Annotated in this window: 14 protein-coding genes; 8 read left to right on the top strand and 6 right to left on the bottom strand. The window is 63.5% G+C overall.

Annotated elements, in window-relative coordinates; genetic code table 11:
- Positions 1-26 precede the first annotated feature (26 nt).
- The 4 genes from QEH68_RS01980 (at position 27) to QEH68_RS01995 (ending at position 3,108) form a co-directional block, all read left to right on the top strand.
- Positions 27-950, top strand: a complete 924-nt coding sequence (locus QEH68_RS01980; protein WP_280626080.1) for an amino acid ABC transporter permease — start codon at positions 27-29, stop codon at positions 948-950.
- Positions 950-1,714 (top strand): amino acid ABC transporter ATP-binding protein, encoded by a 765-nt coding sequence (locus QEH68_RS01985; RefSeq protein WP_280626083.1) that lies wholly within the window; start codon positions 950-952, stop codon positions 1,712-1,714. The genes QEH68_RS01980 and QEH68_RS01985 overlap by 1 nt, the downstream gene beginning before the upstream one ends.
- A 40-nt stretch (positions 1,715-1,754) precedes the next feature.
- The gene (locus tag QEH68_RS01990; protein WP_207595938.1) at positions 1,755-2,135 is read left to right on the top strand and encodes a Rid family hydrolase; all 381 of its coding nucleotides are present in this window, start codon (positions 1,755-1,757) and stop codon (positions 2,133-2,135) included.
- A gap of 163 nt (positions 2,136-2,298) precedes the next feature.
- Positions 2,299-3,108 (top strand): sigma-70 family RNA polymerase sigma factor, encoded by an 810-nt coding sequence (locus QEH68_RS01995; protein ID WP_280626086.1) that lies wholly within the window; start codon positions 2,299-2,301, stop codon positions 3,106-3,108.
- Here QEH68_RS01995 and QEH68_RS02000 read toward each other — a convergent pair.
- The 3 genes from QEH68_RS02000 to QEH68_RS02010 all read right to left on the bottom strand — a co-directional run bounded on the left by QEH68_RS02000 (position 3,079) and on the right by QEH68_RS02010 (position 5,537).
- Positions 3,079-3,486, bottom strand: a complete 408-nt coding sequence (locus QEH68_RS02000; protein ID WP_242703486.1) for a hypothetical protein — start codon at positions 3,484-3,486, stop codon at positions 3,079-3,081. The genes QEH68_RS01995 and QEH68_RS02000 overlap by 30 nt on opposite strands.
- Before the next feature lie 150 nt (positions 3,487-3,636).
- Positions 3,637-3,966, bottom strand: coding sequence for a hypothetical protein (locus QEH68_RS02005; RefSeq protein WP_280626089.1), 330 nt, complete (start codon positions 3,964-3,966; stop codon positions 3,637-3,639).
- A gap of 68 nt (positions 3,967-4,034) precedes the next feature.
- The gene (locus QEH68_RS02010; RefSeq protein WP_280626091.1) at positions 4,035-5,537 is read right to left on the bottom strand and encodes an MFS transporter; all 1,503 of its coding nucleotides are present in this window, start codon (positions 5,535-5,537) and stop codon (positions 4,035-4,037) included.
- Positions 5,538-5,698: 161 nt separating this feature from the next.
- On the opposite strand from QEH68_RS02010, the gene QEH68_RS02015 reads away from it, so the two are divergent.
- Positions 5,699-6,946 (top strand): glycosyl hydrolase, encoded by a 1,248-nt coding sequence (locus QEH68_RS02015; RefSeq protein ID WP_280626093.1) that lies wholly within the window; start codon positions 5,699-5,701, stop codon positions 6,944-6,946.
- On the opposite strand, the gene QEH68_RS02020 is transcribed toward QEH68_RS02015, so the two are convergent.
- Positions 6,882-7,412, bottom strand: a complete 531-nt coding sequence (locus QEH68_RS02020) for a MarR family transcriptional regulator (protein WP_280626112.1) — start codon at positions 7,410-7,412, stop codon at positions 6,882-6,884. The two genes, QEH68_RS02015 and QEH68_RS02020, sit on opposite strands and share 65 nt — an antisense overlap.
- Before the next feature lie 64 nt (positions 7,413-7,476).
- Between QEH68_RS02020 and QEH68_RS02025 the strand changes: the two genes are divergently transcribed.
- The 3 genes from QEH68_RS02025 (at position 7,477) to QEH68_RS02035 (ending at position 10,122) form a co-directional block, all read left to right on the top strand.
- Complete coding sequence (locus tag QEH68_RS02025; protein ID WP_280626119.1) at positions 7,477-8,241, top strand: class I SAM-dependent methyltransferase; 765 nt, start codon at positions 7,477-7,479, stop codon at positions 8,239-8,241.
- Between the two features lie 331 nt (positions 8,242-8,572).
- The gene (locus QEH68_RS02030; RefSeq protein ID WP_280626125.1) at positions 8,573-9,691 is read left to right on the top strand and encodes a hypothetical protein; all 1,119 of its coding nucleotides are present in this window, start codon (positions 8,573-8,575) and stop codon (positions 9,689-9,691) included.
- Positions 9,692-9,786: 95 nt separating this feature from the next.
- Positions 9,787-10,122, top strand: a complete 336-nt coding sequence (locus tag QEH68_RS02035; RefSeq protein ID WP_280626127.1) for a hypothetical protein — start codon at positions 9,787-9,789, stop codon at positions 10,120-10,122.
- 39 nt (positions 10,123-10,161) lie between these two features.
- Here QEH68_RS02035 and QEH68_RS02040 read toward each other — a convergent pair whose 3' ends face one another.
- Entirely contained in the window at positions 10,162-11,586 is a 1,425-nt protein-coding gene (locus QEH68_RS02040; protein WP_280626129.1) for an HNH endonuclease signature motif containing protein, read from the bottom strand.
- A 140-nt stretch (positions 11,587-11,726) separates the two neighbouring features.
- Positions 11,727-12,536, bottom strand: coding sequence for a tryptophan-rich sensory protein (locus tag QEH68_RS02045; protein WP_207595945.1), 810 nt, complete (start codon positions 12,534-12,536; stop codon positions 11,727-11,729).
- Positions 12,537-12,573: the final 37 nt, after the last annotated feature.

Here is a 12,573-nt window from a genome sequence, read left to right on the forward strand (position 1 = left end):
TATTCGCCCAGTCAAAGGTGACAACCATGCAAAAGCAACCCTCAGTTCCTGATACCAAGGAGCCTGTTACAGCGGCTTCGAGTGAATCGATTCCCGTGGTGCCGCTGAAGCATCCGGTCCGTTTGGTCCTGGCAGTGGTCCTCATCCTGGTGGCGCTCAGCGCCGCGTGGGACGTCGCAGTGAACGAACGGTACCGGTGGGACGTGGTGGTGTCCTACCTGTTCGCCCCGCAGATCCTGGCCGGGGCCGGGCTGACCATCCTGCTGACTGTGGTGTCCATGACCGTCGGCATAGCCCTGGGGACGTTGCTTGCCATCATGAGGCTCTCCGACAACCCCATCCTGAGCACCATCAGCCGCGGCTACATCTGGTTCTTCCGGGGCACACCCCTGCTGGTCCAGTTGATCTTTTGGTACAACATTGCGGCCCTCTACCCGGTCATTGCCTTCGGGCTTCCGTTCGGTGGACCGTCCATGGTCCTGGGCTCCGCGAACGTCCTGATTTCCCCGTTGGGGGCAGCCCTGCTGGGGTTGTCCTTGAATGAGGCCGCTTACATGGCGGAGATCATCCGCGGCGGAATCGGTTCCGTGGACAAGGGCCAGTACGACGCCGCCCGCGCTTTGGGGATGAGCGGCGGGAAGCTCATGAACCGGGTGATCCTCCCGCAGGCCATGAGGGTGGTGCTGCCGCCCACCGGCAACCAGGTCATCTCCATGCTGAAGGGCACGTCCCTGGTGAGCGTCCTGGCGATCTCGGACCTGCTCTACTCGGCGCAGATCATCTATGCGAACAACTACCAGACCATTCCGCTGCTGATTGTTGCCAGCGTCTGGTACCTGCTCATGACCACCGTCCTGAGCTTCTTCCAAAACAAACTCGAACGCAGGTACGGCCGCGGTTTCGATTCGGCACCGCGACGGACCCGCAAGCCCAAGACAAGGACAGCATGATGACTACCGCCATGGTGGAAGCCCGGGGAGTCCGGAAGAACTTCGGTGTTATCGAAATCCTGAAAGGGATTGACCTCAGGGTTGAAAAGGGATCCGTGACCTGCCTGATTGGCCCGTCCGGTTCCGGCAAGACCACGTTCCTGCGGTGCATCAACCACCTTGAAAAAGTTGATGCCGGCAGGCTCTACGTCGACGAGCACCTGGTGGGCTACACCGAGCGCAACGGGAAGCTTTACGAGATGAAGGAACGCCAAACCGCCCGCTCACGGCTCAACGCGGGCATGGTGTTCCAGCGGTTCAACCTCTTCCCACATATGACCGTGCTGGAGAACATCATCGAAGCGCCGGTGCACGTTCTGGGGCGGCCCCGCCGTGAGGTGGTGGTGGAAGCGCAGGCCCTGTTGGACCGTGTTGGCCTGGGCAACCGCGGAGACTCCTATCCGCAGGAGCTCTCCGGCGGGCAGCAGCAGCGGATCGCGATTGCCAGGGCGCTGGCCATGAAGCCCAAACTGATGCTCTTCGACGAGCCCACATCCGCTCTTGACCCCGAACTGGTGGGCGAAGTCCTGGACGTCATGAAGTCCCTGGCCGAGGCCGGGATGACCATGGTGGTGGTCACGCACGAGCTTGGGTTCGCCCGACAGGTAGCCGATCAAGTGGTGTTCATGGACGGCGGCGTGGTGGTGGAAAGCGGCCCGCCCGAGCAAGTGTTGGGCAGCCCCCGGCATGAACGGACCAGGGCGTTCCTCTCCAAGGTTTTGTAAGCAGCAGGGTTCCTTCAGCACCACGAAAGGCATCACCATCATGACCCGTCTCCACGTCGCAACAGACCTGGCACCAAGCCCGGCCGGCCCTTACTCCCAGGCAATTGTGGCCAACGGGCTCCTGTACACCGCCGGCCAGACGCCGCATGATCCCATCACGGACGAGCGCGTGGGGATCACCATCGAGGAACAGACCGTTCAAGCCATGGAGAACCTGGGGCACGTCCTGGGTGCGCACGGCCTGGACTTCTCCCACGTGATCAAAGCCACCGTCCACCTGCACCACCCGCGTCGCGACTTTGACGGCTTCAATGCCGTCTACGAAAAGTACGTCGTGGCCCCTTACCCGGCGCGGACCACCGTTGGTTCATTCCTGGGTGACTTCCTGGTGGAGATCGACGTCGTGGCCGCCATCCCGTAACAACCGCCCCCGCAGGAACGTCACAAGAACTTTCCCGCGGCCCCGCCCGATGCATGCCAGAGCGCATTGGGCGGGGCCTTCCTTGACTGCGCCCTCAACACGGCCGCATCACGTCAATTCCTGCAGATCCGTCCAGGCGTGTCCATCCCTTGAAAGGCCCGTTATGTCAGTCCGAACAATGCCATGCCCAAACCGCGGTGACCCCGCTGCCACAGAACCACTGAGCGACCAACAACTGCTGGCGATGGTGCGGGGAGGTGATATTGCCGCCTTTGGTGAACTGTTCATCCGGTACCGGCGGGTAGGAGGTTTCGTGGCCCGCATGGAATCAAACAACCCAGGTGACGCCGCGGACATAGTGGGTGAAGCGTTCGCCGCCGTCTTGCAATCGATCATCGCGGGTGGGGGCCCTGTGGAGTCATTCCGGCCCTACCTCCTGACCACTATCCGCAGGATGGCCCACCGAAAGAACCAGACGTCCGCCCGGATGGTCCTCACCGACTCACGCACGGTGGATGCCCGGGCCTTTGCCGGCGACGATCACGTCCTGGGGACCCACGAGACCATCATTTTGGTGCACGCCTTCCGTGAACTTCCCCGGCGCTGGCAGGATGTGCTCTGGTATGTGGACGTTGAGGGCCTCAAGCCGGCACAAGCCGGCCCGTTGCTGGGGCTGACCCCGAACGCCTTGTCCGCCTTGGCCATGCGTGCACGCGAGGGGCTCCGGCAGATGTACCTGCAGAAGCATGTGGGCGAGCCCGCCATTCGGTCCTGCGCACCCTATCTGAGGCATTTCGGCAGGTACGTCCGCAACGGGTTGAGCGGAAATGCGCAGGCCAAAATAAGGCGGCACACGGATCAATGCACCCACTGTTCAGCCGTCCTGGCGGAACTCCGGGAGCTTCAGGCTCCCATGGGCGCCAACGCCATGGGCCAGCCGGCGTTAGGCGACGTCCTTGTCCGGGGCGACTGATGTCTGGCCTGCCACCACTGCGTCGCCTGCCGGCGGCTTTCCCGTTGCTTGTTTCGCCAGCAGACGTCGACGCTCCAGCTCGCAGTTGATCAAATCCAGCAGGGCCTGCGCTGGTTCGGATAAGTGATGAGTGTCGGGTGATCCGAGTTGGTCGCAATGGACCAGTACGTGGCGGATGCGTTCCAGCTCCCGCGACGGCACCAACGGCCAGCGGTGGAACAACTGCCGAACGGCTATTGCTCCGAGGAGGGCGTCGGGTTTGTTGGCCACGCCATGGTTGCCGTGTTGAGCGGCTGCCCGTCGCCTGGCGATGGTGGCCGCCGAGAGCGCGACGCCATGGGCCATGAGATTCTCGGCCTTGAGTGAATTCGGGGCCATGGGGGACCTCCCCGGGTAGGGCGAAGGAAGCCGTATGCCTGACTTTGAAATTAGCTTACAGAATGTGACTTATGTCATGTCAATAATGACGCGGGATATCCGCCGTCGTGATCTGAAATTCCGTTCTGCGGCTGCGGCCGGCGGACCTCGTCACGGGATGCGCCGGACCGCCATTTTGTTTTGATCGAAGTGATGGCGCGCCCGGCGGAGAAAGCTGCCGAGCGCCTCTGTTTCCGACTCGGTGCGAAGTATTGAGAAGTCCATGATCCCAGCGCGCTCGTCAGTGTCCCACACGCGCCAGCCCGTGCCGTCATGGTCGATCCAAGCCGAAAGTTCGGCGCGGCCGGTCCGACCGAACCAGTTTGCGGTTGCCACGCGAACTGTGGCGAGATATTCCGCTACCCTCGCCATGGTCAGGGATTCGGGGTCCGCCAGCAACTCGTCCAAGCCGTGCAGATAGTGCAGCTCTTGATTGTGCATGGTCCCAGTATCTATCGGAACGGTCCTGGAGACGGCGCCGCCACCCAGGCAGGTGGCGGCGCCGTTGTTCAGCCCAGGTGGACGTGCGGGGTATCGCTTGTTCCGCTGAAGCTTTTGCGGTCGATCCTGATCAGGAGAAGCGCGAGTGGGGATATCAAGACCGCCACCCCGGCTGCCCAAAGGAACACCATCGAATAGCCCGAGGTCAGCGCCGCAAGGGGCCCGCCACCGGCGGCTGTAGTGGTCGCTGCCGCGGTGGCAGCCGCTGCGATGGCACTGAAGAGTGCGATGCCCAGCGATCCGCCGATCTGCTGCGAAGCGTTGACCAGGGCGCTCGCCACGCCGGCGTCGTCCTTGTCCACGCCGAAGAGGGCCAGGTTCTGCATGGGGACGAAGACCAGGCCCAGCCCAATGCCCATGAGGATCAATGCGGGCAGCATGTTCACCGGATAGGTCCCATCCGCCGTGACCTGGGTGAGCCACAGCATGGCTGCGGCCATGAAGACCGGACCAAGTGCGCTGGGGACCTTGGCGCCCAGCCGGGGCAGGTTCTTCGCCACAACGCCCGCCGTGATGATCAGAACCACCGTCATGGGCAGGGACGCGACTCCGGCCGCGAACGGGGCGAAGCCCAGGACGATCTGGAGGTAGAAATTGATGAACAGGATGCCGCCGATCAGCACTGCTCCGGCGAGGAAGGACGCCAGGAACGCTGCGGCGCGGTTGCGCTCGGTGGCGACGCGCAGCGGAAGCAGCGGGTTCTTGACCTTGCGTTCGACGGCGACGAAAAGTACCAGCAACAACGCACCTGCCGCAATGAAGCCCCAGGATTTCACCGCACCCCAGCCGTGCTCGGCGTTGGCGAAGCCGTAAACCAGCGAGCCCAGACCCAAGGCGGCGAGAACGACGCCGGGCCAGTCGTATTTGGTGGAGCCTCCCGCTTTGCTTTCTCCCACCAAAATCCACACACCGATCAGCGCGATGATTGCGATGGGTACGTTGACGAAGAAGCACCACCGCCATGAGACGAATTCGGTGAGGAATCCGCCCAGCAGAACTCCTGCCGCTGCACCGACCCCGCTGATGGAGCCGAAGATGGCGAAGGCGGTGCCGCGATCCTTGCCGCCGGGGAAGGCCACCGTCAGGAGTGCCAAGGCCGCCGGTGCGAGGAGGGCGGCGAAGATGCCCTGGAGCGCGCGGGCTCCGATGAGTTCCCAAGGCTGCTGGGCCAAGCCGCCGATGAGTGATGCCGCCGCGAAGCCTGCCGAGGCCGTGATGAAGGTCCGCTTCCGTCCCCAGAAATCGGAGATGCGTCCGCCCAGTAAGAGGAAGGCGCCGAAGACCAGGGCGTACGCAGTGACCACCCAGGAGCGGGTGGAGTCACTGATGCCCATTTCCAGCTGGAGGCGGGGGAGTGCCAAGTTCACGATGGTGCCGTCCAGAACCACCATGAATTGGGCCAGGGCCAGGAAGGGCAAAGCCCGCCAGCCGATGTTGGCCTTAACGCCCGGTGGGGCTGGTGTGTTTGCTTGGGCTTGTCCGCCCGATGTCTCCAGTAGTTGCGATGCCACGCGTCACCCATTCTTCAAAGTAATAATACTTATAAAAGTATAAGTATGTTGATGGGCGTGCATAACCCTGTCGGGCGTGACGTTCGTCCCAGTGGGGTCGTTCGGGGGATACGTACCTAGGATGGAACGAAACTGCAGGTCGGAGAGGATTGGTGGCTGTTGTGGGGGAACAACCCGAAGAGAGCGGCGATGCCCGCAAGGCCAACCGGACGGAGCTCAGGCGGGCCTTCACGCTCCCTGCCGTGATTGGCCTGGCCGTGATCGGCATCGCGGGAGCGAACTTTGCCAACGGCCTCGCGGAACAAAAAGCGCAATCGGGTTCCAGCGTGAAAACCTGTGAAGTCCTCCCACGGGCAGCCCTCGCCCCTGGCACCGGTGCCCTGTTCGGTGTGAACCTGGACTGGCATTCCAAACCGCTGGCCGCCTTCGCCAACGACCTTGGCCACAAGCCCGCAGTCAGCGTCTCCTTCACGGGGTTTCCCCTCACAGCCAAGGACGAAGACGATCTCCGGCGGGCAGTGGAGCAGATTCGAGCCGACGGGCACATGATGCTGCTGACCCTGGAACCTCACAACGGACTCTCCACTGTGACTGAAGAAACGGCTACGGCACTGGCGAAAGACCTCGCCGGATTCAACGACGACGGCGTACCCGTGGTTGTCAGGTTCGCCCACGAAATGAACGGCTCCTGGTACGCCTGGTCCCAGCAGCCACAAAAGTACAAAGAAGCTTTCCAAACGCTGGCTAAGGCGGTGCACTCCACCGCGCCGGGTTCCGCCATGATGTGGGCTCCCAATTACGGGGGCGGATATCCTTTCGCGGGCGGAGAGTTCGAAGCTAAACCAGGCACACCCGAATTTCTGGCGCTGGATACCAGCGGCGACGGCGCCTTGGCCATGGACGACGACGCTTACGCCCCCTACTACCCGGGAGACGAGGCTGTGGACTGGGTTGGCATGTCCCTCTATCACTGGGGCAGCACCTACCCGTGGGGTGAAAATGAACTCCCTGAGCCCAACAAGTTCGCGGATCAGCTCACCGGCGACTACAAGGGTGCCAACGGCGACGACAGTCTGCTTCCGGATTTCTACGGCATGTACGGCACGCAGCATGGCAAGCCGGTAGCCATCCCCGAAACGGCCGCACTGTTCGCTCCAGGAGCAGGCGGCGAGCCGGAGAGGGCTATCAAAGAAGCCTGGTGGAATCAACTCTTCAGCCCCACAACACACCAGGAATTCCCGCAGCTGAAGATGATCAACTGGTTCGAATGGGACAAAGACGAGGTGGAAGTCAAAGGCCGGGTGGACTGGACCGTGACCAACACCCCCGAACTGCGCGAGGCCTTTACCGCGGCGCTGCCGGACTGGTTCCGCTACGGCCCGAAGGAGTCGTGTCGGCCGCCGCAGTAATGGTGGGCCCGAATACGTGTTCAGGTTCCGAAAGGAACGAAGCCAACCGCTGCAGCGCCGGGAGGCTGGCTGCAATTTGTTCGCGTTCCTCCGGGAGCAGCCGGGCGCTCGCCGCGATGATCGCGTCAGCCCATCCATCCTCCAGGAGCGCCTTGATCCGTCTGGATTCGTCCGTGGGATGGAGGGAAACGTAGCGCTTGTCCGAGGCATCCTTGACACGCGTGACCAAGCCGGCAGCTACGAGCTCGCGCAATTGGGAGCTGACGTTGCTCAGCTGCCGCCCGAGCCTGCCCGCCACCTCGGCAACGGTGACACCGGGGTGGCCTTCAACAACGCGAAGGATTTCCAGCACACCATTCGAGATGGGGCGGAGGCCTGTCTCGTTGAGTGACTTGCGGCGAATGTCGGACGAGATATCAATCATGCAGACGGCCAAGGCCTTGTGGTCCACAGTCTCTTCTCCCATCCCCCTAGCATAGGTGGGGCCTCGCCTCTTCAACTCCCTGGCCGTCGGCTGCAATAGTGGCAGGATGATCAACCAGCAACAGCTTTGGGACCACGACGCAGCGGAGCAGTACGACACTCCCGGGGAGGGAATGTTCTCACCCGATGTTCTTGGCCCCACCGTGGAGCTCTTGTCGGAACTGGCATCGGGAGGTCCCGCCGTCGAATTTGCCATCGGTACCGGACGCGTGGCCATCCCGCTCCTTGAGGCCGGCGTGCCAGTCAGTGGCATTGAGCTGTCCCACGCCATGATCGCCCGCCTGCGTGACAAGGTGGGGGAGGACCGGATTCCCGTGGTCCAGGGCGATATGTCCCAGGTTTCAATAGGGTCCCATTACACGCTGGCGTTTCTGGTCTTCAACACCATCGCCAACCTTCTAACGCAGGAGGAACAAATCCGGTGCTTCCAGAACGCGGCCCGGCACTTGGCTCCCGGCGGCCGCTTCGTCGTCGAGCTCTGGGTGCCGCAACTGCGTTCACTGCCGCCCGGGCACGGCGGAACAGTGGAGGTGAGCCAGCCCGGATACCTCTTGGTGGACACCTATGACGTGCTCCGCCAACACGTTATCTCACACCATGTGCGGTTCGGCCCCGACGTTTCGGATGGGCGCGAAGCGCGGATCGGGCGGACACCCCACCGATACATCTGGCCGAGTGAACTCGACCTCATGGCACGCATTGCTGGATTCGAGCTGGAACACAGGTGGGCCGACTGGGACCGCAGCGAATTCACCGCGGAGTCCCGCAGCCACGTGTCGGTATATCGGCTCACCGATCACCGGATGACCTGAGTCTGCCGGGCGGTAGTCCTTCCTGCGGGCTTGTTGGCCTGTACGCATCAGGAAGTTTCACCCGGCCCGACCACTCCGGCGACCGCCGTCGTCGTGCCTTCTGCATCGGCGACGCCTGGTTCCGACGCCGGCAAACGGCCCCTTAGGGGCATACGGTGGGGCCTGTGCCTTCGCGGCGGACAGAGGTAGAGTCGGCCCATGCTCTCCGTGCGTCGATTTACTTGCCCCCGACCGGTATCCGGTCGCGAGGGCACTAAGGCGCGCGCCTGGGTCCTGGCGTCGGAGTGAGTCGGGGGAGAAACCCAATCACTCCGAAACTTAAGGACCAGAAATGCCTGTTTATTTAAGCCCTGCCGAGCTTCACCATGCTTTGACCATCAGGGACCTCGCCAACCCCGACCATGGTCCGCATGCCATGCAGAAACTCCTGCGTGACGTGGTGGACGCCCTTCGGACGCAGTGGAGCGTGCCCGGCAGAACCATACGTCACAGCCCCTTGGTCAGCGTTGCGGATAACTATGACCGTTTGGGTTTCAGCGGGGCGGACATTACCCGCGACCAGCGATACTCCCGCTATGTCAGCCCCACCGTCATGCTGCGCAGCCATACCTCGGCGTCCATCCCCACGCTCTTGCGGGCGATTGATCCAGCCGAGGTTGTGGACGAGCTCTGGGCGATCCCCGGCCTCGTCTACCGGCGGGACTCCATTGATCGCACCCATGTGGGCACGCCCCACCAGGTGGACTTGTGGCGTGTGAGTTCCACCGGAAAGCTGCACGGCGGGCACCTTCAGGAAATGATCAGCGTCTTGGTGGCTGCTGTACTCCCGGGCGCTGAGTGGCGTGCCGTTCCGGCAGCCCACCCCTACACGGCGGAGGGCTTGCAGCTTGACGTTCTGATGGGTGGCGAGTGGCTGGAACTCGCGGAGTGTGGGCTCATGGCACCGCAGCTTTTCCTGGACGCGGGCCTTGATCCCGGAAAATGGTGCGGCCTTGCTCTGGGGATGGGTTTGGACCGCGCCCTGATGCTTCGCAAGGGCATTCCCGACATCAGGCTGCTGCGGTCTGCGGACCCGAGGATTCAACGGCAAATGCTGGACCTGTCGCCGTGGAAAGCTGTCTCCCGGATGCCTACCATCAGCAGGGACATCTCAATAGTGGTTGCAGAGGACATGGACGATGAGTTGCTTGGCGATACGGTTCGTTCGGCTCTGGGGGAGCAGGCTGAGGATCTGGAAAGCGTGGAGCTGTTGGCGCTGACTCCCTGCCGACAGCTTCCGGCCGCGGCGCGGGACCGGCTCCGCATTAGACGCGGGCAGGCCAACGCCCTGATACGGGTGGTGATGCGTCCGCTTGGCCGGACAATGACCGATCCAGAGGCGAACCAGATCCGGGACGACGTTTACCTTGCCCTGCACGAAGGCCCGGTCAATGAACTGATTGCAGGCTAGGTCTGCTGCGCTGTGTCGGTGGTCGCCTCAGGCACTGCCGGCACAGCGGAGCCACGCCGCGGCAGGCTCTGCTGCAGGATTGCTAGGCTGGACCCATGACCCGTCGACTTGCAGCCCTGTCCGCCGTCCCTGTTCTGCTGCTGCTCGTGGGCTGCGGAGCCGTTGAGGAAGCAGCCGGAAGCGCTGCCAGTGAGGCCGCATCAAAGGTTGCCACCGCCGCTGCCGACGAAGTGACCAAACAGATCTGCGCCGTTGTCCAAGACGGCTTGGTGGGCGCCGAGGACAAGCAGGTACTCGCCGGCTTGGTGACAGCCGCCGATGCCGCAGGCGTCCCCTCCGATATCACCACGCCCCTCCGTCAGATCGCCGACGCCGGCGACCAAGTACCGGCAGAGTCCGTTCAGGCATTGAAGGATGCCTGCCCGGCATAGCAGCTGTTGCGACGCGGCTGTGTATGACTTTGTCGTGGATTACGTCTGCCGGGCATGCTGCAGTTGTGGCTCCCAGTGTCGTTCCGACGCGCGTGGCCTGTCCGGCGGAGCAGGTGGCGACGCATCCTCGCGCCCAGGCAGAGGTGGCGCCTTCGATTGATAGATGTGCCCGGTAGGGGTGCGGACTTCCAAGGTGTGCGTTTGGCCGTGCGGCACACCGGCGCTCCAGCCGGGGTTTTCCTTGGTGTGATTGCATGCCTCGCATAGCCCCGCGCCATTGTTCAGGGTGGTGGTCCCGCCGTTGTGCCAAGGGACCACGTGGTCCATATGCCTAATAGGCGCATCGCAGTACGGGGTTCGGCAGGTGGCGTCCCGGACCTCGATGAAGCGCCGTAATCGTTGGGGGAAGACCCTCGCTTTGGAGTCCATGGCCAGGAGTTCGCCGCTTCCCGGAGCAGTGTAAAGTCGCCGGATCATCACTCGGAATTCTTGGCGCTGTCCCTCTGGCTCGGTGAGCCCGTCGGCAAGCAGAACTCTAGCCCATTCAGCGGGGACGATTCCGTAACCCTGGAGGCGGGCCGGTTCGCTGTCGCTTTGGAAGAGCGTGCGGTCGGTCATGACGAGTTGGAGGTCGATCCCTGCGACCCCGCCAGGTGTTGCGGTGACCCGTTCTACCAAGGTGTCGGCCATGATCTGTCCACGGTTTCGGACGTCGCCGGACGAGCGGGCTGAATCTGCGTGTCGGCTAAGGGCAGCGTAGGCGGCGACGCCTTGAGCCACTGGTAGCAGAGCGGTGAGGATTGTCATGGTGTCCGGAGCCGGGCGAAGGCTGACCCGGCGTTCTGCGGCGGCGTGACTGGCCCGCTGGGTGACCGAGCGGGGGTCGCGCCGGTAGGCTGCGGCCTTGGCTGCGGCGATGATGGACCGGTCCCCGGACCCGTTGAACGTGCCCTTGTCCGGCGCCAGTTCTTCATCCACAGCGGCACGGTCTTCAATGCTGAGGCACGCAGTTTCCTTGACCAACAGTGTGGCACGCCATTCGTTGAGCTGACCTGTTTCGAGGGCGGCCATGGTGTGCGGCATCTCGATGACAAGCGCCCGCGCAAGTCCGAGCAGCCGGGATCCACGGTTCGGCGATTCGCGTCGGGCGAGGGCCACCTGGGCGGCGACACCGCGGCCTTGCTCTGCCGTGGGAACGCCTGCTTCGGCCTGCTCCCGGCGCTGAGCCAGATCCAAAGCGACAGCGGCCCTGGCCTGACGCGCAGTGATCGCGGATTTCAGGTCCTCCAGGGCACGAATCTCATTGACCAGCCCACCGCTGCTGGTGCTCGCGGGCAAGGAACCAATAACGGCCGCGAGGCCCGCCAACGTAGCACCGGGCTGGGCAGACTCCCAGGGCGTCGAGGCATCGACCGGTAAGGGCATCGCGTTGTTGCCCGCCTGACTGGTCCGAATCCGCTCCATGTCCCAACTCTTCCACTCGGGAGAATCGGATATCAGGCCTGACTCCGCCTATGTGGAAAACCGCGCAAGTATCCGGCATCGCCTGCCCTGCCGCCTGCTGGCGCGAAGCAAGGCAGGGTTTACCGGCTACCGGCTACCGGCTACCGGCTACCGGAAACCCCGGCCCCAGCCAGCACCACCCGGGCCCTTACCGTGATCGCTGCACCGAGAACCAGCGCAGCAGCGACAGCCGCCGCGACCGCCGTCGGGAATGACTCGGGTGAATCGGCGCTGCGGCCGACTGTGATCCAGGCCAGGCCCCACGCAATGGCGGCTGCGAGAGCGAGGCGGCCGTGTCCCTTGATGGCCAGAGCGATGCCCACAACGGCCACCACTACCAACACAGCCACTGACCAGACTTCGGGCCGCAACCCGAAGCCTGAGAAGCCGGAAGCCTTCAAAGCGGCGGCAATGTTGGCGCACACTGCCACGCTGGTCCAGCCGAGGTACAACCCCAGAGTCCCGTCCACCGCTACAGCCTCAAACCACGAAGTGGCGCGGCTCTGGCTGTACCGAAGGAACGCCAGGACAAGTGTCACCAGCAGGGCCAGGATCACCAGCACGCTGACAAAGAGCCAGCCAGCCTGGACAGACAGGATCCACGCGGCGTTCAGGACCATGGACAAGGCCACGATCCAGCCGAGGGAGCGCTGCCGCGGATTGGCCCGTTGGGACGGCAACCACTGCCATACCGTGTAGGCAACCAGGCCGGTGTACACCACGGACCAGATGGAGAAGGCGGGGGTTGCGGGGGCGAGGAGCGTGGAGTCGGCGGACAAAGCACCGCCCGCTGCCTGGGCGATCGGGGTTCCGCCGAAGACTCCGACGCCGATCATCGAGCCAACGATGCAGATCACCAAGCTCACGGTAACCGTGATCTGCCGGGCGAGGTCCGGGCTTACTGTTGCCATGTGCAAAGCCTCTTTCCTAGGGGACGTGCGTGGGACG

This window comes from Paenarthrobacter sp. OM7 (genome assembly GCF_029873575.1).
GTDB lineage: Bacteria > Actinomycetota > Actinomycetes > Actinomycetales > Micrococcaceae > Arthrobacter.